General features: G+C 61.7%; 21 protein-coding genes. 12 read left to right on the forward strand and 9 right to left on the reverse strand.

Going from position 1 to position 23159, the window contains the following annotated elements; translation table 11 throughout:
- Positions 1 to 57: 57 nt before the first annotated feature.
- The 4 genes from IHQ72_RS23180 to IHQ72_RS23195 all read right to left on the reverse strand — a co-directional run bounded on the left by IHQ72_RS23180 (position 58) and on the right by IHQ72_RS23195 (position 3511).
- Positions 58 to 546 (reverse strand): GNAT family N-acetyltransferase, encoded by a 489-nt coding sequence (locus IHQ72_RS23180; RefSeq protein ID WP_258123910.1) that lies wholly within the window; start codon positions 544 to 546, stop codon positions 58 to 60.
- A 4-nt stretch (positions 547 to 550) separates the two neighbouring features.
- Complete coding sequence (gatB, locus tag IHQ72_RS23185; RefSeq protein ID WP_258117473.1) at positions 551 to 2050, reverse strand: Asp-tRNA(Asn)/Glu-tRNA(Gln) amidotransferase subunit GatB; 1500 nt, start codon at positions 2048 to 2050, stop codon at positions 551 to 553.
- 167 nt (positions 2051 to 2217) lie between these two features.
- Positions 2218 to 2649, reverse strand: a complete 432-nt coding sequence (locus tag IHQ72_RS23190) for a CBS domain-containing protein (protein WP_258117474.1) — start codon at positions 2647 to 2649, stop codon at positions 2218 to 2220.
- Between the two features lie 103 nt (positions 2650 to 2752).
- Positions 2753 to 3511 (reverse strand): rhomboid family intramembrane serine protease, encoded by a 759-nt coding sequence (locus tag IHQ72_RS23195; protein WP_258117475.1) that lies wholly within the window; start codon positions 3509 to 3511, stop codon positions 2753 to 2755.
- Positions 3512 to 3932: 421 nt separating this feature from the next.
- Here IHQ72_RS23195 and IHQ72_RS23200 point away from each other — a divergent pair, with 421 nt between their 5' ends.
- From IHQ72_RS23200 to IHQ72_RS23240, 9 genes are all read left to right on the forward strand, one after another.
- Positions 3933 to 4571 (forward strand): PAS domain-containing protein, encoded by a 639-nt coding sequence (locus IHQ72_RS23200; RefSeq protein ID WP_258117476.1) that lies wholly within the window; start codon positions 3933 to 3935, stop codon positions 4569 to 4571.
- A gap of 117 nt (positions 4572 to 4688) precedes the next feature.
- The gene (locus tag IHQ72_RS23205) at positions 4689 to 5306 is read left to right on the forward strand and encodes a PilZ domain-containing protein (protein ID WP_095492016.1); all 618 of its coding nucleotides are present in this window, start codon (positions 4689 to 4691) and stop codon (positions 5304 to 5306) included.
- A 272-nt stretch (positions 5307 to 5578) separates the two neighbouring features.
- The gene (locus IHQ72_RS23210) at positions 5579 to 6187 is read left to right on the forward strand and encodes a transglutaminase-like cysteine peptidase (protein WP_258117477.1); all 609 of its coding nucleotides are present in this window, start codon (positions 5579 to 5581) and stop codon (positions 6185 to 6187) included.
- A 470-nt stretch (positions 6188 to 6657) separates the two neighbouring features.
- On the forward strand, positions 6658 to 7083 hold the full coding sequence (locus IHQ72_RS23215; RefSeq protein WP_135937609.1) for a globin family protein: 426 nt from the start codon (positions 6658 to 6660) through the stop codon (positions 7081 to 7083).
- Positions 7084 to 7763: 680 nt separating this feature from the next.
- Positions 7764 to 8342, forward strand: a complete 579-nt coding sequence (locus tag IHQ72_RS23220; protein ID WP_258117479.1) for an OsmC family protein — start codon at positions 7764 to 7766, stop codon at positions 8340 to 8342.
- Between the two features lie 65 nt (positions 8343 to 8407).
- Complete coding sequence (locus tag IHQ72_RS23225) at positions 8408 to 9640, forward strand: flavin-containing monooxygenase (protein WP_258117480.1); 1233 nt, start codon at positions 8408 to 8410, stop codon at positions 9638 to 9640.
- A 10-nt stretch (positions 9641 to 9650) separates the two neighbouring features.
- Entirely contained in the window at positions 9651 to 10862 is a 1212-nt protein-coding gene (locus tag IHQ72_RS23230; protein WP_258117481.1) for an NAD(P)/FAD-dependent oxidoreductase, read from the forward strand.
- Positions 10863 to 11002: 140 nt separating this feature from the next.
- On the forward strand, positions 11003 to 11332 hold the full coding sequence (locus tag IHQ72_RS23235) for a MaoC/PaaZ C-terminal domain-containing protein (protein WP_258117482.1): 330 nt from the start codon (positions 11003 to 11005) through the stop codon (positions 11330 to 11332).
- Positions 11333 to 11729: 397 nt separating this feature from the next.
- Positions 11730 to 16421: an alpha/beta fold hydrolase gene (locus tag IHQ72_RS23240; protein ID WP_258117483.1), complete on the forward strand. Its 4692-nt coding sequence runs from the start codon at positions 11730 to 11732 to the stop codon at positions 16419 to 16421.
- A 142-nt stretch (positions 16422 to 16563) separates the two neighbouring features.
- On the opposite strand, the gene IHQ72_RS23245 is transcribed toward IHQ72_RS23240, so the two are convergent.
- Complete coding sequence (locus tag IHQ72_RS23245; protein ID WP_258117484.1) at positions 16564 to 18576, reverse strand: BTAD domain-containing putative transcriptional regulator; 2013 nt, start codon at positions 18574 to 18576, stop codon at positions 16564 to 16566.
- Between the two features lie 257 nt (positions 18577 to 18833).
- Between IHQ72_RS23245 and IHQ72_RS23250 the strand changes: the two genes are divergently transcribed.
- Positions 18834 to 18995 carry a YjiS-like domain-containing protein gene (locus IHQ72_RS23250; RefSeq protein WP_258123911.1) on the forward strand — a complete coding sequence of 54 codons (162 nt, stop codon included), beginning with the start codon at positions 18834 to 18836 and terminating at the stop codon, positions 18993 to 18995.
- Positions 18996 to 19247: 252 nt separating this feature from the next.
- Positions 19248 to 19808 (forward strand): ankyrin repeat domain-containing protein, encoded by a 561-nt coding sequence (locus IHQ72_RS23255; protein WP_258117485.1) that lies wholly within the window; start codon positions 19248 to 19250, stop codon positions 19806 to 19808.
- A gap of 54 nt (positions 19809 to 19862) precedes the next feature.
- On the opposite strand, the gene IHQ72_RS23260 is transcribed toward IHQ72_RS23255, so the two are convergent.
- Together IHQ72_RS23260 and IHQ72_RS23265 are read right to left on the reverse strand one after the other, a co-directional pair.
- A complete protein-coding gene (locus tag IHQ72_RS23260) occupies positions 19863 to 20390 on the reverse strand; it encodes a gamma carbonic anhydrase family protein (RefSeq protein ID WP_258117486.1) in 528 nt (175 codons plus the stop codon).
- Positions 20391 to 20409: 19 nt separating this feature from the next.
- Entirely contained in the window at positions 20410 to 20922 is a 513-nt protein-coding gene (locus IHQ72_RS23265) for a DUF6949 family protein (RefSeq protein ID WP_441338654.1), read from the reverse strand.
- Here IHQ72_RS23265 and IHQ72_RS23270 point away from each other — a divergent pair.
- Positions 20906 to 21637, forward strand: a complete 732-nt coding sequence (locus IHQ72_RS23270; protein ID WP_258117487.1) for a hypothetical protein — start codon at positions 20906 to 20908, stop codon at positions 21635 to 21637. The two genes, IHQ72_RS23265 and IHQ72_RS23270, sit on opposite strands and share 17 nt — an antisense overlap.
- Positions 21638 to 21750: 113 nt before the next feature.
- Here the strand turns inward: IHQ72_RS23270 and IHQ72_RS23275 are convergent, their stop codons facing one another.
- On the reverse strand, positions 21751 to 21954 hold the full coding sequence (locus IHQ72_RS23275) for a DUF3126 family protein (protein ID WP_013531334.1): 204 nt from the start codon (positions 21952 to 21954) through the stop codon (positions 21751 to 21753).
- 150 nt (positions 21955 to 22104) lie between these two features.
- Complete coding sequence (gene cysE / locus IHQ72_RS23280; protein ID WP_258117503.1) at positions 22105 to 22953, reverse strand: serine O-acetyltransferase; 849 nt, start codon at positions 22951 to 22953, stop codon at positions 22105 to 22107.
- Between the last annotated feature and the right edge of the window lie 206 nt (positions 22954 to 23159).

The following is a 23159-nucleotide window of genomic DNA, read 5'->3' on the forward strand; positions in this document are numbered from 1 at the left end:
ACCGACCGGCGCAGCCCGTAAAACGCAACCGACTGCGACATATCCGGGCAGGCAAATCTAGCCGATCGTCTTCTCGAAAATCAGCGCCGGCAGCCCTGAACCACCGCCACAGTCGGCGGTGTTGCCGGCCGGCAAAAACCCTTTCGAGCGGTAGAAGGCGACGGCCTGAGCGTTTGCCTCTTCAACTTCGACACGCAGCGTCCGCGCCTCCGGAAAGCTGGCTTCGACCTCTTCCAGCAACGCCTGGCCGATCCCCTGCCTCTGGCAGGCCGGATGCACGTAGAGCTGGTTCAGCATGACGATCTTCGCATCGGTGGTCGCTGCCGCGAAAGCCATGCCGCCGATGCGCTTGCCGTCGTCTGCGACCAGGAATTCGGAATTCGGCCGTGTCAGCCGCGCCTTGAGCGAGGCGATCGAATGCCATTCACCAGTGATCTCGGTGACTTTGGCAGCACCATAGATGCCGTCGTAGGTGGCGTGCCAGGTTTCGACCAGCAGCGCGCGGACCGCGGCAAGGTCGCGCTCGCCGGCGGTGCGAACGAACATCATCCTATTCGATCCCGAGCTTGGCCTTGACGAGGTCGTTGACCGCTTGCGGGTTGGCCTTGCCGCCTGTCGCCTTCATCACCTGGCCGACGAACCAGCCGGCCATGCTCGGCTTGGCGCGCGCCTGCTCGACCTTGTCCGGATTGGCTGATATCACCTCGTCGACCGCCGTTTCGATGGCGCCGGTGTCGGTGACCTGCTTCATGCCGCGGCTTTCGACCAGTTGGCGCGGATCGCCGCCCTCGTTCCAGACGATCTCGAACAGATCCTTGGCGATCTTGCCGGAGATGGTGCCCTCCTTGATCAGGTCGATGACCGCGCCGAGCTGATCGGGCGAAACCGGAGCATTTTCAATACCCTTTCCGGCTCTGTTCAACGCACCCAGCAGATCGTTGATGACCCAATTGGCGGCGAGCTTGCCGTCGCGACCAGCGGCCAACTTCTCGAAATAGTCGGCGACCGCCTTTTCCGACACCAGGATCGAGGCGTCGTAAGTCGACAGGCCGAGCGAGGAGATCAGCCGCGCCTTCTTGGCGTCGGGCAGTTCAGGCAGATCCTTTGCCAGCGCATCGACATAGGCCTGGTCGAATTCCAGCGGCAGAAGATCGGGATCCGGGAAATAGCGGTAGTCGTGCGCTTCTTCCTTGGAACGCATCGAGCGCGTCTCGCCCTTGTTGGGGTCGAACAGCCGCGTTTCCTGGTCGATCTTGCCGCCGTCCTCGAGGATAGCGATCTGGCGGCGCGCCTCGTAGTCGATCGCCTGGCCGATGAAGCGGATCGAGTTGACGTTCTTGATCTCGCAACGCGTGCCGAATTCACCGCCGGGCCGGCGCACCGAGACGTTGACGTCGGCGCGCAGCGAGCCTTCGTCCATATTGCCGTCGCAAGTGCCGAGATAGCGCACGATGGTGCGCAGCTTGGTGACATAGGCCTTGGCCTCGTCGGCGGAGCGCATGTCGGGCTTGGAGACGATCTCCATCAGCGCCACGCCGGAGCGGTTGAGGTCGACATAGGACATGGTCGCATGCTGGTCGTGCATCGACTTGCCGGCATCCTGCTCCAGGTGCAGGCGCTCGATGCCGACCTCGATATCCTCGAACTCGCCCTGCCGGTCCGGGCCGACGGAGACGATCACCTTGCCCTCGCCGACGATCGGCTGCTTGAACTGCGAGATCTGGTAGCCCTGCGGCAGGTCGGGATAAAAATAATTTTTCCGGTCGAAGACCGACTTGTGGTTGATCTCGGCCTTCAGTCCGAGGCCGGTGCGGATCGCCTGCTTGACGCATTCCTCGTTGATGACCGGCAGCATGCCCGGCATCGCCGCATCGACGAGGCTGACATTGGCGTTTGGCGGCGCGCCGAAAGCCGTCGAGGCGCCGGAGAACAGCTTTGCTTGCGAGGTCACCTGCGCGTGCACCTCAAGGCCGATGATGATCTCCCAGTCGCCGGTGGCGCCTGATATCAGGCGTTTGGCGTCGGGCGTGCGGGTGTCGATGAGGGTCATAGTGGCCTGCGAGTTATCGGTGACGGAATTCACTTCTCAACATGAATTCCGTCACGTCGGACGTGAAAGTCACTCGCTAGTGCAAACCACAAAAAGAGACAAGCGCAAAGCCAAAGCTGGCGCTTCACATCGAATCCAGCCGGCCGGCCGGCTGAAGAAATAAGGCATCACGCCGTCGCGATGTAGGCCCTGATCTCCGCGGCCTCGCGCTCGACATCCTCGATGCGCCGCTTGACCACGTCGCCTATCGATACGATGCCGTTGAGCAGGCCGTCCTTTTCCACCGGCAGATGGCGGAAACGGCCACTGGTCATGATCTCCATGACCTCGTTGACGGTGTGATTCTCATTACAGATCTTCACCTTGGGCGTCATGGCCGAGCGCACCGCGATATCCAGTGCGGCGGCTCCTTCCCTGGCGAGGACCCGCACGACGTCGCGCTCGGAAAGAATGCCGACGATCTTGTGATCGCCATTGGTGATGACCAGCGCACCGATCCTGTGTTCGGCCAGGATGCGAATGGCCTCGCTCAGCTTTTCGTTCGGCCCGAGCGTCAACACGTCGTGGCCCTTCTGCTCGAGAATTGCCTTAACAGTCATGGCGTCCTCCTCAGTTTTACTTGCCGGTTTCCTGCCCTGACCGGCTTTCGATAGTGCCAGACATCGTGCGCCGCGATCGATTGCTTTTCAAGTGCGGCGAGGCTCAGACCATGAACTCATCCACCTGCTGCCGCCGATCGAAAGCGCGCAGGCCGAAGAAGCCGGCGACGAAACCGCCGATATGAGCCTCCCAGGCGATCTGGCTGTCGATACCGGGCGCGAAGGCAACGAGGCCGGTGGCGAGATTGATCACCATCCAGATGGCAAGAAAAGTCACAACGCCGCGCGAGCGGAACACCGCCGCCATCGGCAGCGGCGCGCCGGCGAAGGCGGCTTTGCCGGACGAGCGGTCAGTGCGGAAGCCAAAGCGGGCGGCGGCGCCCATCATGCCGGAAATCGCCCCCGATGCGCCGACCAGCGGCGCCTCGCCGAGCGGATGCACGGCCCAGAACAGCACCACCGCCGCCAGCCCCGTCGCCGCGAAGAACAGGCTGAAACGAAGCGCGCCGAAGCGGTTCGCCAGCGGTGAGCCGAAAGCCGCCAGCCACACCATGTTGACGGCAAGATGAGCAAAGCCGCCATGCAGGAAGGCATAGGTGAAGGGCCGGGAAAACAGGAACCAGTCGAAGCCATATTGGCCAGTATAAAGAACGGGAATGAAGGCCGCATCGTACAACAATGTCAGCAGCTGGCTTTGGCTAAGCACGTACTCCTGCATGAGATAGAGGCCGACGCAGATGCCGATCAGTGCCAGCACAACGGGCGGCATGTTGAATACCGGCTCGCGGCGCGGCTCCGGCTCGCGGCCGACAGGTCCGCCCTCGCCCTGTTCGATTTCCGATGGGCTTGCTGGTTCGCTCATATGGCTCGCACTCAGTCGCTGGATTCGACTTCGCGAGCATGTAGATCACGGTCACCCGATTCACAAAGGGGCGAATCGCCCCACGCAAATCAAACTGGGGCGAATCAAAATTGGCGCGAATCAAAAAGAAGCCGTCCAAGGTTGCCCTTGAACGGCTGGTCGAGCCCCCATGCTCCCCCAAACTCTTGACTGAACTGCTGCCGATCGCTGCGAAACGACCGCTTCTGAAGTGGTTTTAGCGTGCCACGGGCGTGGGCGGGGCGCAACGTAAACCACTTGTTAACCTTAACGACCCCGACCCGTGAACAAGTGTTAACGATGCTGGCACGCATCCTGCTCCGCAACGCATGTAGGTCCTCGGAGGGCGCCCTTCTGTTCACCGATGGGACATCAGACGACAGATTGCGCGGAGCAGCATAGCATGAACCAGATCGGATCGATCACGCTGTTCCATTATTGGAACCGGCTGCGTGACGGGCGCCCTGCCCCGAAGCGTTCGGAAGTCGAGCCAGCCGACATCAAGTCGCTGCTGGCCGACACCTTCATCCTGGAAAAGGATACGCGCGGCGAAGCGGTATTCCGGCTCGCCGGCACCAGGCTGTGCGCGGTCTATGGCCGTGAGCTCAAGGGGTTTTCCTTTCCCTCGCTATGGCGCGAGAAGGACCAGCGGCTTGTCTCAAAACTGATCCACGGCGTCTTCGATCAGAAATCCGTGGTGCTCATCACCTATGAAGGTTTCAGCCGCACCGACCGCTCCAGCAAGTTCGAGCTGCTCGCCCTGCCGCTCGACGGCGGCGTCGAAAATCCGCGCTGCCTCGGCGTGATAAGCGCTGCTGAAAAACCCTTCTGGCTGGGCGCGGATCCGATCGCCGACGCCCTGATCGATTCAATCCGTGTCGTCGATCCGGAGAAGGAACCGAAATTCCCCAGGAACCGGCCGGCCATCGACGTTCCTTCGCTTGTCCCGTCGGAACTCGATCCGCCCCAGACGATTTCGGCGCTCGGCCAGGCGCGCCGCATCCGCCATCTGGTCGTGTTCGACGGCGGGCGCGGTGAATAGTCCAGAACGCTAAAGTAGCGGGGTCAGGCTTTCCCCTTTGTTAACCTGCTTTGCTGTAGCTTTCCGACGAAATTCCTCGCATCAACGCGCGGAATGCCAAACGGGGTGTAGGCAGTCATGAGGTCAGCGGCGGTCGACACCGCGCCGTCCCGAGCTGAAAGGCGTAACTTTCAGCGCGTCCGCGTGAAGATCTACGGACGCTTCATGCTGGAGGATCGCACCGAACATCCGTGCCAGGTGGTCGACATGTCGCCGGGCAATGTAGCGCTTCGCACCGAGCGCATCGGCATGCCGGGCGAGAAAGTCATCGCCTATATCGATCACATCGGCCGCATCGAGGGCGTCGTCACCCGCATTTTGCAGGACGGTTTCGCGATGACGGTCATCGCGTCGGAACGCAAGAAGGACAAGCTTGCCGCGCAATTGACCTGGCTTGCCAACAAGCACGAGCTCGACCTGCCGGAAGACCGTCGTCACGAACGCGTGGCGCCGCGCAATCCGACCAGCGTGCTTCAGCTCAGTGACGGGCGCCAGTACCAGTGCCGCATCATCGATCTGTCGCTTTCGGGCGCCGCGGTCGAGATCGACGTCAAGCCGGCGATCGGCATCCAGGTCATGCTCGGCACCATGCGCGGCCAGGTGGTGCGCCATTTCGAGGACGGCGTCGCCATCGAGTTCGCGGTCATCCAGCGGCCCGAAACACTCGATTCCGAATTCAACGCATCCGGCACCTGACAAACAGCGCGCACATTACCGCAATCGACCGGCCCATTTCGGCCGGTTTTTTTGTTGACCCGCGCCGGCCGTCGCGGGCTGCCAACCGATGCCGCGCCAAGGCGCCGCGCCGCGCCGATGCGATCCCCGCGAAAAACGCCTCAACAATTTTATACTGAAATGATTCAAATTTTATGTTTATTCTATAGGCGTTTTACTTAATGTCTACTTCGAGCCTTTGCGTCGAATAAATCCAATCGTGTCATTGTCTCCTCAAACGGGGAGACTGGACGATGAAGAAGACGAGGGGCAAGCTGTTGCTCTTGGCAATGGCGACGCAGCTTACCGCCTGGGGAACAGCGTATGCAGCGGGACCTACCTTCATGCACACCGGCAGCCGCACCACACAGCCGGTCGGCCATTACGAGTTCTGCCAGAAGATTCCGCAGGAATGCAATCAGCGGACGCCGAAGCGGGCGCCGATCGAGCTGACCCGCAAGCTGTGGGCGAAGATCGTGAGCATCAACAATTCCATCAACAGCAAGATCGCGCCACGCACCGATATGGAACTGTCGGGCAAGGAAGAAATCTGGTCCTATCCCAACAGCGGCTTCGGCGACTGCGAGGACTATGCGCTGGAAAAGCGCCGCGCGTTGATGAACATCGGCGTTCCGGCCGGCGACCTGCTGATGACGGTTGCGCGCCAGCCGAACGGAGACGGTCACGCGGTGCTGACCGTGCGCACCAGCCTCGGAGAGTTCATCCTCGACAATCTCGAAACCAGGGTGCTGTCCTGGACCGCCACCGAGTACACCTACCTGAAGCGCCAATCGAGCCAGAATTCGGGCGCTTGGGTAACGATCAACGACGGCCGCTCCGACGCGGTCGCCAGCGTCCGCTAAGGACGCGACGCAAAAACCCGGTCGAGACCCCACACTCCCCGTCCCCAACGACCGGGTTTTAGGAGCCGGCCCCGTCCCCGGGCCGGCTCCACCTTTTCAAGCGGTACTGGACTTCTGGTGATGACGATCCGACTTGCGCGTTGGGAATGGCGGGAGACGACCGGTGCGGACATTGGTCCGATTGCGACAAATTCAGCGGCGCAATAAGCTTCGGCCGTGAGCTACCGGGCGATGAAAATTCGAGTGATCTGTGATCAGAGGACTGTTCGGGAATGTTTCCTAGACGCTTGGTCTCATTGAGAGGTTTCCGGGCACCGTCAGGACAGAAGGAATCTGAATACAACTGAGCGCAAACCGAACCCCAATTGAGACACAACTGAAACACATCGACGCGCCGGGCGACATGCATGCGAAACGTTTTGGGCGGATGGTCGAGCCGCACGCAGGCCAGGAGCGCAGGAGCGTCGCCAATGACACCCGACCAGATTCGACTTGTCCAGGATAGTTTCCACGAGGTCCTCCCGATACGCGTGGCAGCCGCGGCTCTGTTCTATGAACGCCTGTTCGCGATCGACTCGGATCTTCGCGCACTGTTTCTGGCGAGCGACATGCCCAAGCAAGGCGCAGAGCTGATGGCGAGCCTGGGCTCCGTCGTGCGCGGACTGGATCGTGCCAACACCGTCCTTCCGACCGTACGCGAGCTCGCCAAGCGTCATGTGGCCTGCGGTTTCAAGGAGCATCATTACCCGATCGTCGGGCAAGCGCTTATCGACACGATGGCGGCCGGCCTCGGCACGGCCTTCACGCCGGCGGTCCGCGAGGCTTGGGAGGCAGCCTATGCGTTGCTCGCAAGTGTGATGATCGCGGCTGCCCGCGAGGATCAGCTCGCAGCGTGAGGCATCCGATGCCGGAACAATCGGCACTTAAGTTAGCGATGTTCACGCTTTGAAACCAAACGCGCCCGTGGCCCAGCCCGGCGGCCGGGATTGACAGTGGCTGTCGATTCCCGTGGTTGCATACGCAGTTTAACGGATCCATTCCCTCGAATTCGACCATAATTCGACGGAGGCTCAAACGCTCACTCCCCTGGTCTTATCGCAACCTCCTCTAATCGACGGCGCGAATGGTCGCGTCGCGAGTCGCGCTACATTCAATGCCCGACTATCTGCTCAACGACATGGGCATCGGCCGCTCGGAGATCGATCACGTCACGTCCATGCGGTTTACAATTGCCAACAGCGCTCAACGCGGTCGCTTGAACGCGAAATGATGCTGATCCACATTGACCCGGCCTGCTGAACAGGCTCGGCTCGACGGGCGCGAGAGGTTGCCCCGAAGTCGGGCCAGGCCTTCAACACAAGAATTACTCAACCGCGCAGTCCCTGGCGATCACCTCGCCGGGGTTTTGGCGCTTTGAACAAGGCCCACGTCTCGCAGATCGTTTCGTAGCGTGGAAGCATGTGGATCAAGCAATTCCATGGCAAATTCCACGAACGCAACCACCCTCGTTCAAACGCAGCGCCGTCACAAGGAAGCGGTCCGGCAAATTCGCCGCACTATTCACTTGGAGAAGACGATGCAACACACCACCAAGGCCTCAAGGCCACCGTTGAACGGCGTCGACACGCCGAACCTTCTGGCAACGATCAACTTTGTCGCCGGCCAGCCTGAACTGGCCAAGTTCCAGTTCCGCGCCCACAACGAGTGGGTCGAAGGCACCCACAGCAAGAGCGTCATGCTCGGCTTCCACGGCGCCGGCCAGGAACAGAAGCATGCCAAAGCCTATTACGCCGACAGCGACCACCCGGCCGTGCTGTGCGGCGCCGATCACGGCCCCACCCCGGTCGAATGGCTGCTGCATGCGCTCGCCAGCTGCCTGATGGCGGGCGTCGCCAACATCGCCGCGGCTCGCGGCATCAAGCTGACCAAGGTGCAGTGCTCGGTCGATGGCGACATCGATCTGCGCGGCATCCTCGGGATTTCCGACGAGGTCCGAAACGGCTTTCAGAACATCACGGTGGCGTTCGAAATCGAGGGCGATGCGCCGTCCGAGAAGCTCCAGCAACTGGTCGAGCAGGCACGGGCACGGTCCGCGGTCTTCGACGTGCTGACGAACGGTGTTTCCGTTTCGGTCGGTGTCAAAACCATCCAGTGATCCACCCGGAAAGGCGGTTCGGACGGGTGTCTGAACCGTCGCCCTCCAAAACTGATGGAAACAATATGGAACAGGCTGACGTTGTCATCGTCGGCGCTGGCCAGGCGGGCATCGCCTTGAGCCATTGCCTTCGAAAACGCGGGATCTCGCATGTCGTTCTGGAACGCGGGCGCATTGGCGAACGGTGGCGGTCCTCGACATGGCGTTCGCTCCGCCTTTTGACGCCCAATTGGCTGAACGCGCTGCCAGGCTCCCCATATTGTGGCTCCGAACCCGACGGCTACATGAGCCGCGACGCGTTTGTGGAAACCCTGGTTGGCTATGCCCATCGATCGCAAGCGCCTGTGCGCTCGTACGTCGATGTCTTGTCGTGCGAACAGGATGGGCAAGGCTTCAGGCTGCGGACGACTGCCGGCGACTGGTCGGCGAAAGTCGTCGTTGTGGCCACCGGTCATTGCGACGTGCCGAGCATGCCCTTCCCGCTGCATACCAGCGCGGACCAACCGGTCAGCATCCACGCTTCGCAGTACCGAAGTCCCGACCAGCTTGCGTCGGGCGGCGTGCTGGTTGTCGGCGCATCGTCGTCGGGCGTCCAGATTGCCGACGAGCTGCGACGCAGTGGCAGACGCGTAATCCTGTCCGTCGGCAAGCACACGCGTTTGCCGCGCATCTGGCGAGACAAGGATATCTTCTGGTGGCTCTACCATATGGGATTCATGTCCCAGCGGCTGGACGATTTGACAGATCCCGACAGCGCCAGACGACAGCCTTCACTTCAACTTGCCGGTCGGGCGGATCGCTCCAATGTCGATCTGGCGACCCTTCAGGGCATCGGAGTCGAACTCACCGGGCGGTTGAAAGGCATCTCGAACGGGACAATTGGCTTTGCCGATGATCTCAAAGATAGCATCACGGCGGCGGACGCCAAGCAGGACCGGCTCCTTCGCCAGGTCGACCAGTTCGCGGGTCACAAATCCATGGCCGGCGCCCCCGCCCCTATCGAGGTGCCGACGAATTGCCTCAAGCGCCTGTCGTTCGCGAACGACGACATCGGCACCATCATATGGGCGACCGGCTACAGCCGCTCGTTTTCATGGCTGAAACTGCCCGTCATCACCGCCGATGGCGAACTGGCCCACAAGGGCGGGATAACGACCGTCGCCGGCCTCTATGCGCTTGGCTTTCGCTTTCTGCGCAAGCGCGATTCCAATTTCATTGGAGGCGTTGGGCCGGACGCGCAAGCGATCGCCGACCATGTCTCACACTATCTCGGTCAGAGCGGCCTCAAGGCAGCATAAGGACATTCCGATGCTTTCCAATGTCGTCCCCGCACATTCTCACTACGACGCCATCATCGTCGGCGCGCGCTGCGCCGGAGCCTCGACGGCAATGCTGCTCTCCCGGGCAGGATTGCGGGTGCTGGCAGTCGACCGCCAGTCCTATGGATCTGACACGCTGTCTACACACGCGCTGATGCGACCAGCCGTCATGCAGCTTTCGCGTTGGGGCCTGCTCCAACCGTTGATCCAAAGCGGTGCGCCGGTGATCAGGTCTACCACTTTTCACTATGGCGAGCAGGAGGTCACGGTGCCCATTCGGCCCGAGCCAGATATTCCGGGCCTGATCGCTCCACGCCGCACGGTGCTTGATCGCATGTTGGTCGATGCAGCACGAGCCGCTGGAGCCACGATTATGCACGACACTCCGGTCCATGATCTCATGTTCGACGCACATCGCCGTGTTCGCGGCGTCACATTGAGAGACGCCGGCGGCCAAACTCGCGAGATAAGCGCCGATATCGTGGTTGGAGCAGACGGGCTCGGCTCGTTTATCGCTCGCAAGGTCGAGGCACGGACGCTGGTGCAGGGGCGGTGCTCGGTGGCACATGTCTTCGGCTACGCCCCCGCGCCGGCGTTCTCGGGATACCACTGGTATTTCGGCCGGAACTTATCCGGCGGCGTGATACCGACGAATGACGGGCTTGCCTGTATCGTCGCATCCGTTCCGACCGAGCGGTTTGACGCGGAGTTCCGTTTCGATCTTTCCGCCGCACAGCTTGCCCTGGCAGCGCTGGCACCCGGATTGGGATCGCGGGTCTTCGGCAATGGTGGCGAACGTCTGAAGGCCTTCCGCGGCACGCCCGGCCGATTGCGGCAGGCATACGGCCCTGGCTGGATGCTGGTCGGCGATGCCGGCTTCTTCCGCGATCCGCTGACCTCGCATGGTATTTCCGACGCCCTGCGTGATGCCGAAGGGGCCGCGACGGCAATACTTTCCTGTCGCGAGTCCGCATTGCGGGAGTTCCAGGAAGTACGCGACAGCCTCGCGCTACCCATCCTTGAGACCACGGACGCCATCAGTGCCTTCGACTGGTCCCTCGAAGAGCTACCTGAACGCCACAAGCGCTTCAGCGAGGCGATGAAATCCGAAGTCGCTGTGCTCTTGGCCCGGGCGGCGCGCGATCGCGAGGTTCCGCCTCTCCCGCAAGGGCTAGTGACGTCGCAGCTAGAGGCAATCTGAAACACAAAACAAGGAGCAAGGCTATGCAAACGACCATACGATCCGGATGGTCCGGAGTCCGGTTCGGACAACCGGAAGTCGGGGCCAGTGCAGAGCGAAGGCGCATCACTCGGGCTAGCGACATCATTGCGTTCAGCGACATGACCGGCGACAGAAACCCACTCCACTACGATGATGTCCTATCCGCCCGAACCGTATTCGGCCGTCTCATAGTTCAGGGCGGTGTCACTTCCGGCCTTCTCAATGCTGTGGTGGCCGAGGACTTACCGGGACCCGGCAGCGTCTTTCTTGGCGTCGAGTGGAAGTTCCTCAAGGCCGTCGGTATCGGCGAGGAGATCGTCGCACGCGCGGAGGTGCTTAGCGTGCGGGAAGACAAGCCGATCTGCACGCTGTCAACCACCGTCGCAAACTCGGCAGGCGAGATTTGCCTGTCCGGCACGGCAACAACCTACACTGTGCCGCTCGATTAGCCGCCATAGGCTGCCGGGCGGCTCCGCATTTCCATGCTCTCCCACACGCTGTCTCCAACGGGCAGAACGCATGTTCGAGGAACTTAGCGGAATGGTCCGCTGCAAACCAAGGAGCCAACTTTATGAACATCTCATTCGGTATCTATGCAACCCCGACATCCACTCTGTGGAAAGACATCCGCAAAGGTCCGCCGCTCGAGGCAGTCCGGGAGCACCTCGACCGGGTGGTTAACTTCAGACGCCTTTGCGAGATCGCTCGCAGGGCTGAGGTCCGGTGACGGAGTACGGGTCAAATGCGATGGCGGGCGTGGAGACACGTCCGCCATCGGTTTGGGTGTTGCGAACCCAAATGCTTCGTCGCTAATGTAAGGCCGACCATACGGTTAGGACAACCGGATTGAGCTCGGCCTTCGAAGTAAGGGTCTTTGGCGACCTCACGGTTCGCCGTGACGGCGAGCCTGTGGCCCTAACGCAATCGCGCAAGACGCGGGCGTTACTCGCCTATCTGGCCGTGCAGCAAAAGCAGCAGCGCCGCGAGTGGCTTTGTGAGATGTTCTGGGACGTCCCTGATGATCCTCGGGGCGCGCTGCGTTGGAGCCTTTCGAAGCTGCGCCAGATCTTAAACGCCGACGGCGAGACCCGGCTTGCGGCCGATCGCAACGTGGTCCAACTGAAGCCGGGATCGATCTGGCTCGACTACGATCTGATCAGGGGCCTGTCGGCCGATGCGGTTGGTTCGCTGCCTACAGAGCGTCTGGAAGCGATCGCTGCGGCTTTCGCCGGCCCGTTCTTGTCGGACCTCTATCTGCCGCGCTGCCAGGCGTTCGAGGCTTGGCGCGTCTATTGTTCGAACGAGACCGAGATTCTGCACCTGAAGGCGCTACGCGCCCTGATCGATCGCCTGGGCGACGAGCCTGAGCGGGCGCTTCCCCACCTGCACACGCTACAGTCACTTCTTCCGGACAATGATCTAGCAGACGAGATCGCCCGCATTAACGATCAGGCTCGACTGACCGTCGCCGCTGCCCCGATCCGAAGTGGCACGACGGCTGGACCTGTTAGCCGGCCGGCCCCCGAACCTCCGCTGACGGGGCCTGTGCCCGAACCCGTCCCGTCGCCTTCGACGAAGGTTTCGTCAGGTAAGCAGCAGATACGCTACGTCAATGCCCGCGATGGCACCCGGATCGCCTATGTCATCAGCGGATCCGGGCCAGCGATCGTGCGTGCCTCGCACTGGATGTCCCATCTCGACTTCGATTGGGAAAGCCCGGTTTGGGGACATTGGATCGACGGCCTGTCCAGCGGCTTCACGCTTGTACGCTACGACGGGCGCCTGAACGGCCTTTCCGACACAGTCTGTGAGGATGTGTCTTTCGATGCATTCGTCGACGATCTCGAATGCGTCGTAGAGGCCGTGGGCCTCGACCGTTTCGTCCTCCTTGGAATATCGCAAGGCTGTGCTCTCTCGGTCGAATACGCCATTCGCCATCCCGAGAAGGTCGCGGGTCTCTTGATTTGGGGGGGATATGTTCGTGGATGGCGAGCGCGCGGAAATGCGGCGGAGATCGTCAGACGCGAAGCAATCTCGGCGTTGATGCGCCAGGGCTGGGGTCAGGATGACCCATTGTTCCGCCAAATGTTCACCAACCTGTTTATACCGGGCGCCAATCGCGTGCAGATGGATTGGTTCAATGAGCTGCAGCGCCGGACACTCACGCCGGAAAACGCGATGCGGTTGAGCTATGTCTTTGCCGACATTGACATATCGCGATCGCTTGAACGGCTGCATGTGCCAGCGCTCGTCCTGCATGCCAACGGCGACCGGGTCGCGCCTTTCTCGGAAGGTTTGGAGCTCGCCAGATCGATAACTGGTGCCCGCTTCGTCGAACTGGAAAGCGCCAATCACATCCTTCTTGCCGAGGAACCCGCGTTCCGCAACTTCATTCTCGAGGCGTCGGCATTTGCCAACGAGGCGCTTCAGGCGCAAACGGTCGTTGCGGTCGACCCGAGGACCCGGCGACAGGCAACGATCCTGTGCGCCGATTTCCAATACGCCGAACCGGTGATGGAGAACCTGCCTCCCGATGTCGCGCTGGAGCGGGTCGATCCCTTCCTCATGCAGGCCACCGCACTCGTGCGCGACAACGGAGGAACGGTTCTGACGATTTCCGAGAACGAGCTCGTCGCGTCGTTTGGCGCGCCTGAGCCGCTCGAAGGACATGCTGCACTTGCCTGCCGGACCGCACTCGCGCTGCGCGAGCTCGCGCTGCGCCATGGCGATTGGATGACCGGCGTTCGTGCTGCCCTGGACACAGGCGTCGTGATCGTCAGCCCGGCACGTGACGGGGCTTTGGAGGTGCGCGGCGGGCCGGTGTCCGTGGCCCATACGCTGAGCCAGGCGTTGGGGCGCGATCTCGTGGTGGCAACCGCCAGGACCCGGGCATCGGCTGGCGGCTTCGTCAGTATGGAAGCGCTGGCAGCGCCACTTCTGTCGGAATACCCGAAGAACCAGCGGCTCTTTGAAGTGATCGAGATCAGGCGGGGCCGCTCGCGCTGGCAGTTGCGCGCCGAAACGCAGCTGTCGCCGTTCGTCGGCCGCGAGATGCAGCTGCAGATTCTGAACAAGGCCTGGCATGACGTATTCGACGGCGAAGGTCAGACGATTTTCGTGGTCGGCGATCCCGGTCACGGCAAGTCGCGTGTCACGCATGAATTCGTTGGGGCCATCCCTCACGATGATGCTGAGAATCTGGAGGTCGGCGCGCTCGAAACGGACCTGCGCAGCGGCTTCGTCGTAATTCGGAAGCTGCTGCAAACCCTGTTCGGCGTGGGCGACACCGAAGCGCCGCCAATCGCAATCGAAAAGGTACTGGCCGCGCAAAGCGCGCAAGGCTTCGATGAGCGGCTCCTCGATCCGATCATGGCAGTCATGGAACTGCCCGTTCAGGATCCGAACTGGGCTATCATTTCTGGCCAGGAGCGATCCCGGCGCATGCAGGAAGCAGCGGTTGGGCTTCTGCTCTTCCTTGGCCGCAGGAAGCCCGTCGTTCTCCTGGTCGAGGACCTTCATTGGATAGACGCCGAGAGTGAGGGGGTCCTGGTGCGGCTGGCGCAGGCACTGCCCACTGTCCGCTGCCTGCTTATCCTGACCTGTCGACCCGAATACGATCGCGGTGCCTTCGCCGCTGCAGGACCTTCCGAAATCCGCCTGCCGGCGTTCAATACGGCCGAAGCAGCAGCATTTCTTGACTACCTGGTTGGCAGGGACCCTGAGCTGGCGCAGCTCCGCGGTGCAGTCGGGGATGCGTGCAAAGGCAATGCATTGTTCCTGGAAGAGACCGTCCGCGCTCTCGCCGAGACCGGCAAGCTGGAAGGGCAGCCAGGCCGCTACCGGCCTTCTGGCGAGGTCGACGAGATCGTCGTTTCGGCGAGTATTCAGACGATCGTCGACGCTCGCTTCGAACGTCTCGACAAGGATTCGAAGCGGGTAGCCGAGGTCGCCTCGATCTTCGGCGGAGAGATTCCGGTGCCCTTGCTACGAAGGATGGCGACTCTGTCGAGCCTGCGCTTCGATGCCGCCCTCCAGAATTTGAAGAAGGCCGATCTCCTAGTGGAGCTTCAGGTTTTTCCCGAGGCTTTCGTCCGCTTCAAGCACGTCCTCATCCGAACTGCTGTGTCAGGACGTATCGTATCGTCGGCGCTCATTGAGCTCCACAGGACTGCGCTTGCCGAATTGAAGGCCCATTACGCGGACCGGCTTGAGGAGCACAGCGAACGCCTGGCCAGACACGCGCAACAGGCTCACCTCTGGGTCGAAGCCGTCGGCTATCTTCTGATCTCGGCTCGCAAGGCGATCAGGCGGTCGGCGCACGTCAGTGCACTTGAGCAGCTGGACCTTGGGGTCAGGCTGCTGAGGAGCAACGATGTCGCCGACGCCGATGAGCAAGAGATCGAGTTCCAGCTCGCGAGGGGCGTGGCCCTCATGGCGGCTCGTGGCTGGGGTGCGACCGAAGTGCTCGCCGCGTTCGAGCGCGCCGAGGAACTTTGCGGTAAGATCGGCGACCAGGCGCGTCTGTTCACGGCGCTGCGCGGGAGAGCCCAATACTACATGCTTAGCGGTAAGCCGGCAGCGGCGCAGGAACTGGCCTGCCGATGGGCTGGCATGGCTAAGGACGACAGCGATCCCGGTCTCGCGATCGAGACCGAGCACATGTTCTGGACAAACAATTTCTTCCTTGGGGAGACCGCGGCGGCCCAGAACCATGCGGAACGCGCCATCGGCCTCTACGACCCCGACCGCGATCATTATCTGACGTACAAGTACTCCGGTCATGACCCGGGCGTCTGCTGCCGCTGCTTCTCGGGATTGTCAGCCTGGCTGGCCGGCGAGCCGGATAAGGCAAGGCTACGGTGCGAAGACGCAACCGGGCTCGCCGGACGTTTCGAGCATCCGCTGAGCATGGCGCTTGCGTATTGGGGGACCAGCTACCTCCATATGTTCGCGGGGGAGCCTGAGGCCGCGCTTCGGGCGGCAGAAAGCGAGTTGCAGATAGCAGAGAAGTTCCAGTTGCCGCTCCTTGTCGGCCAAGCCGCGTTCCAGGTTGGATGGGGGCAATTCCGGCTTGGGGAACGGGGGGCCGGCCTGCGCGGCATGGAGGAAGCTATATCTGCCATTCGCCGGACCGGCGCTGAAATGGGGCTGCCCTATCTGATAGGCCTTTACGCCGAAGCGCTGGGCGACAGCGGCAGGCTGGACAGCGCTCGCAAGTCGGTTGAAGCTGCCCTCGAGCTCGGCCGCTACAACGGAACCTATTTCCAGCTCGCCGAAGTACTTAGGATCGAAGCCTGTATCCGCGAAAAGAGCGGTGGCGGACCTGACGAGATCGAGAAGATGCTCCACAAGGCTGCGAACGTCGCTACCTTGCAGCGTTCCGCGATTGGCCAACTGCGTATCGCTGTGGAACTCGCTCGCTGTCTTCGAAGCCTTGGAGACGTCGAGAAAGCGCGTGAATTTATCGCGCCTCACGGCGAGCTTGTCGGTAAGCTCGACGACAGCCAGGATGCGCGGGCGGCGCGTGAGTTCTTCTAGTCTAGCCAACGTGGCTACGTGACGCGTGCCCAGCAACCGCGCCGCCGCCACTGCGGCTGAATAAGCATCCGGCTACGCTAGGTTTTCGAAATCCAGTATGCGTCGGTGAAGCCGACATGCCTCGCTTCACGGTGATACCGCGTTAGTCCGGCAGGCCCGCCTTGCGAAGGCCTTCGATATATCTGCTGCGATCATCCGTTCGATAAAACGGCGGCAGCACCTCGGCGAGATTCGAAAGCCGCAACGTAGGATCGAGTTCGCGCAGGCGAGCCATCATCTTCTCGGCTTCCGAAAGCCGACCGGCCAAGACGTAACTTGCCGTCGCCACACGCGTCGCACTCGCGTAGTTTGGTTGCGAGCGCAAAGACCTTTTCGCCCACTCAGCAGCATCGTTGTAGCGCCCGGCACAAAAGTGAGCGAGCGCGGTGCAAAATTCCCAAACAAAAAAGCGAGGATCGAACGGACTGAGGCGCATTGCCTGCGCGGCGCGCTCGACGGCTTTCTCCGGCTCACCTAAGCACGCTTGAACCCAGGCGCTGTAACCCCACGCCGCAGCCAAGTTCGGGTTCAGGCCAAGCGCACGTTCGATGCAAGCCGCGCTTTCCTCCACATCGCCGCCTACATAGCCGAGCACGTATCCGCCGTACGAAAGGGCAATTGCATCGTCCCATCCAAGTTCGATCGCTCTCTTTGCCAGTCGGGTCGCCTCGGCAGTCTCTTCTAAGCGATCGATCATCCAGCGGTTGCTCTTTCGCGCCGCATAGCAGCGCGCCGCCCGGGCATAGGCGGCAGCGAACACCGGGTCACAGCCGATCGCCTTCATGAAGAACCGCAGAGCGTCATCCATGGTTTCCTTGGTGTTGACCGCTCGGTCGTGGGACGCCAACCCGCGCAGATAATAGTCGTAGGCGTCGAGGCTTTCCGTCGGCTTGCGCTTGGCACGCTCGATCTCAGCCTCCTCCACCTTCGGGGTGATTGCGCCGACTATGCTCGAGGCGACCTGGTCCTGCAGATCGAACACTTCGGCGGGCGTTCCGTCAAAACGATCGGCCCAGAGGTAGGCCCCCGTCGAGGTGTCGATGAGCTGCCCGGCGATGCGCAGGCGGTCACCCGCCCGGCGCACACTTCCCTCGACCACATAGCGCACGCCCAGCTCACGCCCGACCTGCTTTATGTCTATGGACCGTCCCTTGTAGGTGAAGCTCGAATTCCGTGCGACCACGAACAGGTGGCGGAAGTGAGCCAGGGCGGTGACGATGTCTTCCACCATTCCGTCGGCAAAATATTCCTGCTCGATATCACCGCTTAGATTCTGAAACGGCAGCACCGCAATTGATGGCTGATCGTCGTGTCTCGTCGGGACTGACAGCACCCGCGCCGGCGCCGCGACGCCAGAGCTTAGTCCGGGTCGCTGATGTCCAGTTCGTTCGCGGGACTGCAAAGAAGCCGCCAGTGAGCTTGTCTGCGCCTCGGGCTGCGCATCCAGCTGCTTTTTCAGGGCCGTCCGACAGAGCTCGAACTGGCGCAAGGCGGCGTTTTCGTGACCGCGATGAGCATGGATCCGGATCAGCGCCCGATGGGCTGCCTCCGCGGTAGGGTCTGAGGCGAGCAGTCTCTCCGCCAGTCCTTCGCAGGCTGCCTCTTCCGCAGAGCCGGGTATGGGCAGCGCGAGGCTCAGCCGATCCACCAACTGCAGCGCCTTGCGCTGATACCTGTTCAGATAGGGTCCAAACCACTCATCCAGTTCCTCAGGAATGGCTTCCCCTACGAGCACCCCACCGCGGTAGAGGTCCGCGGCGAAGGCGAGATCGGTCGCTCGGCCCTCCTCCAGTTTCCGGTCGAAGATCGAAATGTCCGCGTCATCCGGGCCGGTAATCAGCGCGACGGCTTCCTGATCGCCGTCGATGTAGACGGAGGCATCCTTGCTGGTCGGGAACCAGCGCCGGATGTCGACCAGCGCTTGCCGCAAACTATTGCGGGCCTGGCCATTGCTTCGTCCCGGCCAAAAGGCTTCGGAAAGCTGCTCGCGACGATGGCCCCGACGGCCCGCCAGCACCAGGGCAGCAAAAAGCAGCGAAGTCTTGCGCGTGGCGAAACGGACGGGCCGGAGCTCCGGCGAAGTAACCTCGAGGCCGCCCAGCAACCTGATGCGCACAGATCCGTCTCCAGACTTTGACCGCCGCCGCAGAATAGCATTCCGGTAGATGGATTTAACACCGATTTAACGGCAGCTCGTCGGGCTTTTCCGTTTCTTTTCACGCTCAGCCGAACAGCCCAAAAACACCCGCGTGGCACGCTCCCGCCCGCAAATCTCGAAATGGGAGACTAGAAATGGCTCATACGGAAACTCGCATCGGCCGCAGCGCGTCGAAAAAACGCCTGTTTGGATCTAGCAGGAAAAGCATAGCAATAATGATCGCCGCCTTCAGGGGGTGGCGGCGAACCGCCGCAAGACGCAGGGCACTAGCCGACTTGACGCCCGATCAGCTGAACGACATCGGTCATCCGGAGGCCCCTCGACCCGCACTCGACATCAAGGCAGGTCTGATGGCGAATTTGATGTCGATGCGGTAAGATCGACGTACCAACTGACCGCATCGTGGAACTCGGCACCCATAACGAGCTGCTTTGAAAATTGGGCTGTATTCGCAGCTTTGGGCGCGCCAGTCCGGGGGATTTCTCGGCAGCTTACGAGACTAAGGCGGATGAGATTCTAACAACGCAGCCGCAAGAACTGCTCTCCAATCGAACCGCCATAAGGCTTTCAGGCAACTGCGGATGGGAGCAATATGGCAGCCAAGCCAATTCAACCTTCGGATCGCTGCGATGTTGGAAATCCCGGAAGATCGATGCGAGCGCCACCGCCTGTTCAAGGCCATCGACGACGCGTTCAAGGCGGGCGACTTCGAGTCCCTCGGTGTGGCTCTCGGCGGCTCACCTTGCTGGTTCGACGAGCAGATGCCCTTTGAACTCGGCCTTGGGCATCCACTGGAGTATGCGATCTATTGGAGCCCCGCCGCTTTCATCTCGATCTTACTGGATGCGGGCTCGGACCCGAACTATCAACACCACGGCGGTTTTCCGGCAATCATTGCGGCACTCTCCACCGACCGGGCTGACAGACTGGAAATCGTCCGAATTCTGATCGATCGAGGCGCAGACCTCAACATGCGGGGCGTAAACGACTGGACGCCGCTTCACTATGCGGTCGCCATCCGTAGCGTCGATGCCATCCGCCTGCTGTTGGCGGCGGGCGCCGACCCATCGCTCGAAACCCGCATCGACGACTATGCGACAGCCCTCGAGGACGCCGACAATGCCGGCTTTGAAGCCGGCGCTTCGTTGCTGCGCGATGCGATGACCAGGCGCGGCTCCAATGGACGGTGAGGCGGGCGACGATGCCGGTGAACCATATAGCCGAAGATTTGAGCAAGGCTGGCCTCAGGTCTTCGTCAGTCCCGCTTTGAAGCGTTTGCCGTTGGCGACGTAGTGCGCGGCCGAATCGCGCAATCTTGCGACCGCGGCATCGTCCAGCACTCGCACCAAACGCGCGGGCGAGCCGATGATCAGCGAATTGTCGGGGAATTCCTTGCCTTCGGTGACCAGCGCGCCGGCGCCGACCAGCGAGTTCTTGCCTATTTTTGCGCCGTTCAGCACGATGGCGCCCATGCCGATCAGGCTGTTATCGCCGATCGTGCAGCCATGCAGCAAGGCCCGGTGGCCGATCGTGCAGCTTTGCCCGATGGTCAGGGGAAAACCGACGTCGGTATGCATGACCGTGTGCTCCTGCACATTGGTATCAGCGCCGATAACGATCGGCTCGTTGTCGCCGCGGATGACGACACCGAACCAGAAGCCCGCGTTGCGGCCGACCCTGACATCGCCGATCAATGTCGCGTCGGGCGCGATCCAGTTGCTGTCCGCGTCCTCGAAACCGGGCGCCTTTCCGTCGATCGCATAGAGCGGCATTTTTCGCCTCCGAATCGTCTCACGCTGAAAAATCAGCCAAACCTAGGAGAATGCCCGCTCGGGATGCAATGTCGATCAGCACGACGCCCAACGCCAACGCCCAGACCGTAGCGGTGCAACCGCAAGAGATCAGCGCCGATGCGGAAATGCGGCTTTGCCACCAGGCGTCGAGGGCTTCGTTGGCGAACATCAGGGGCCCGGCGCAGGCCGTCGCGAAGAGCGAGCGCAGCACATGCGCCGGCGACACATAGGGCTCGACGAAGGCAAGCCGGCGGCCTGAAATCAGCTCCATCACCGATCCAGCCAGGCCGCACGCCGTCAGCCCAACCATAAAAGCAAAGAGTGTATGTTCGACCGCACCCATGTTTACCTTCCATTTACCATGAAATCGCACAGTCGTGTTCGACAGCCGCCGTTGCAAGAGCCGTGCCGCGCCACATGTGCCGCCTAAGGACACCCAAGAAGGACGTCCCCAGGGGACATCTTGGGACAGGCGGCCGAAATTGGGGATCGCGATGAAGCAGACAGCCACCGCCAACGGTCCGCAACTCACCGTCGTCGATTCCAAGCTGATGAAGCGGGTGTTCTACGTGTTCGCGGGGCTGGCAATGCTTTCGGTGGCGATCAGCCTTGGCGGCAAATGGCTTGGCCGCTCGATCGCCATGGCCGGATACACCGACGACACGACAATCCACGAGGTGGTGATCGGCAACAACGTCATCGCCGTGCCGGCCAATGTCATCCGCTTCGACCAGGCCCGTCGCGACGGCATCGCCTCGCGGTTCGACCTCTATCTGCGCTATCCCGAGATGGACGGCTACAGCGAGGCCGCACGCGACGATTTCAACCACACCGGATCGAGCAAGAGGATTATCTTTCTGTCGTTCGAACGACAGGTCATGTCGCGTGACATGAGCGGGCGCTTCGCGCCGATCTACAGCGCACTGATTGTCCAGCCCGGCACGCCCGGCCCGGGCGGCACGACGCTCTACGGCTTCGCCGAAAAATCAGGCTATTTCAACGAGGTGCTGGCGGTTGCCAATCGCCGGGGCAAGGCCCCGTTTGTGGCCCGCTGCCTGAGCGGCCCGAGTGCCGCGCAATCGCTGGCGCCCTGCGAACGCGACATTCTGGTCGGCGACAATCTCAGCCTCACCTACCGCTTTCCCATGGAATTTCTGGGCGACTGGCAGGCGCTCGACGCAGCCATCGCCGCCGAGGCTGCGCGTTTGCTGAAGACAGGGCGCTAACGCATTGTGTCTGAAGGGATTATGCGACGCGCTTTGGGGGCAACTCGCAACGGCGGAGCCCCCTTCTCCGCCCAGGGATGACGGGCGCCTGCCGGTAACCGCGAATCCCCAGCTCAGGCCAGATCGATGTCGAGGATCGCCATGGAGAAATTATAGTCGCCGTCGTCCTCGTCCTTGAAGACGATGCCGAGGAATTCGTCGCCGACATAGACCTCGGCCGAATCGTCCTTGCGCGGCCGCGCCTTCACTTCAAGCTTGGGGTTCTGGAAGACGCGCTTGAAATAGGCGTCCAGCTTTCTGATTTCGTCCGGCTTCAAAAGTCTTCTCCGATCGTCGGTCTTGCTCGTTTGAGCGCGCTTCTGGCACGTCGACAATGGCGATGTAAAGGCAAGCCGACCGGATATGCGAGAACCGACAGGCGGCGGAGCCGGCAAACGGAGTTCGGTTGCCGGCCCGCGGACTTGAAATCAGATATCGAAGCTGACGACGTGGTCCATCGTCTGCGACGGCAAAAGCTGGTCCATCTGCCGCGAAGGCTGGTCGCAGCCGGTCTCACCGACCACACGGGCCGGCACGCCGGCAACCGTCTTGTTGTGCGGCACCGGCGACAGCACCACCGAGCCTGCCGCGATCTTCGAGCAATGGCCGACTTCGATGTTGCCGAGGATCTTGGCGCCGGCGCCGATCAGCACGCCGTAGCGGATTTTTGGATGGCGGTCGCCGCCGGCCTTGCCGGTGCCGCCCAGCGTCACCCCGTGCAGGATCGACACGTCGTCCTCGATCACCGCCGTCTGGCCGACGACGAGGCCGGTGGCGTGGTCGAGGAAGATGCCCTTGCCGATGCGGGCGGCCGGATTGATGTCGGTCTGGAACACCGAGGACGACCGGCTCTGCAGGTAGAGCGCGAAATCCTGGCGGCCCTGGTTCCACAGCCAATGCGCGAGCCGGTGGGTCTGGATGGCATGAAAGCCTTTGAAATAGAGCACCGGCATGATGAAGCGGTCGCAGGCCGGATCGCGATCGTAATAGGCCTGGATGTCGACACGCACTGTCGACGACCAGTCCACGTCGTCGGCTGCCATCGCCTTGAATGTCTGGCGGATGAGATCGGAACCGATATCCTGATGGGCGAGCCGCTCGGCCAGCCGATGGATGACCGCTTCCTCCAGGCTTTCCTGGTTGAGAATGGTCGAATAGAGGAATGCCGCCAGCAGCGGATCGCGGTTGACCGCCTCCATCGCTTCGTCGCGGATCGAGCGCCAGATCGGGTCGATCGGCTTCACCATGGTCGGGCGGGCAATCGTAACGCTGTTCATCAATGGTCTCCGGCCGTCCAATGTCTCCGGCTTGGCGGCTTGCCTATTCTCCGGCCGAATAATGCGAATCGCGATCAAAGTGATTCAGGCGATGCGCATTAAGTGCCTGTTTTGAGCATGTCGTTGTCCCAAAACCGCTGCGCACTTTTGCGCGACATGCTCTATAAGCCAGATCATAGCACGGTTGAACTCAATTTTCCTTAGTG

The organism is Mesorhizobium onobrychidis (genome assembly GCF_024707545.1).
GTDB lineage: Bacteria > Pseudomonadota > Alphaproteobacteria > Rhizobiales > Rhizobiaceae > Mesorhizobium > Mesorhizobium onobrychidis.

What these genes read in the sequence shown, in the direction of transcription:
- IHQ72_RS23235 (WP_258117482.1), top strand. Translation starts at nt 11,003, where the DNA reads ATGACCGGCGACAGAAACCCACTCCACTACGATGATGTCCTATCCGCC.
- IHQ72_RS23190 (WP_258117474.1), bottom strand. Translation starts at nt 2,649, where the DNA reads ATGACTGTTAAGGCAATTCTCGAGCAGAAGGGCCACGACGTGTTGACG.
- gatB (WP_258117473.1), bottom strand. Translation starts at nt 2,050, where the DNA reads ATGACCCTCATCGACACCCGCACGCCCGACGCCAAACGCCTGATATCA.
- IHQ72_RS23205 (WP_095492016.1), top strand. Translation starts at nt 4,689, where the DNA reads ATGAGGTCAGCGGCGGTCGACACCGCGCCGTCCCGAGCTGAAAGGCGT.
- IHQ72_RS23225 (WP_258117480.1), top strand. Translation starts at nt 8,408, where the DNA reads ATGGAACAGGCTGACGTTGTCATCGTCGGCGCTGGCCAGGCGGGCATC.
- IHQ72_RS23260 (WP_258117486.1), bottom strand. Translation starts at nt 20,390, where the DNA reads ATGCCGCTCTATGCGATCGACGGAAAGGCGCCCGGTTTCGAGGACGCG.
- IHQ72_RS23230 (WP_258117481.1), top strand. Translation starts at nt 9,651, where the DNA reads ATGCTTTCCAATGTCGTCCCCGCACATTCTCACTACGACGCCATCATC.
- IHQ72_RS23195 (WP_258117475.1), bottom strand. Translation starts at nt 3,511, where the DNA reads ATGAGCGAACCAGCAAGCCCATCGGAAATCGAACAGGGCGAGGGCGGA.
- cysE (WP_258117503.1), bottom strand. Translation starts at nt 22,953, where the DNA reads ATGAACAGCGTTACGATTGCCCGCCCGACCATGGTGAAGCCGATCGAC.
- IHQ72_RS23180 (WP_258123910.1), bottom strand. Translation starts at nt 546, where the DNA reads ATGTTCGTTCGCACCGCCGGCGAGCGCGACCTTGCCGCGGTCCGCGCG.
- IHQ72_RS23200 (WP_258117476.1), top strand. Translation starts at nt 3,933, where the DNA reads ATGAACCAGATCGGATCGATCACGCTGTTCCATTATTGGAACCGGCTG.
- IHQ72_RS23270 (WP_258117487.1), top strand. Translation starts at nt 20,906, where the DNA reads ATGAAGCAGACAGCCACCGCCAACGGTCCGCAACTCACCGTCGTCGAT.
- IHQ72_RS23215 (WP_135937609.1), top strand. Translation starts at nt 6,658, where the DNA reads ATGACACCCGACCAGATTCGACTTGTCCAGGATAGTTTCCACGAGGTC.
- IHQ72_RS23220 (WP_258117479.1), top strand. Translation starts at nt 7,764, where the DNA reads ATGCAACACACCACCAAGGCCTCAAGGCCACCGTTGAACGGCGTCGAC.
- IHQ72_RS23210 (WP_258117477.1), top strand. Translation starts at nt 5,579, where the DNA reads ATGAAGAAGACGAGGGGCAAGCTGTTGCTCTTGGCAATGGCGACGCAG.
- IHQ72_RS23250 (WP_258123911.1), top strand. Translation starts at nt 18,834, where the DNA reads ATGATCGCCGCCTTCAGGGGGTGGCGGCGAACCGCCGCAAGACGCAGG.
- IHQ72_RS23255 (WP_258117485.1), top strand. Translation starts at nt 19,248, where the DNA reads ATGTTGGAAATCCCGGAAGATCGATGCGAGCGCCACCGCCTGTTCAAG.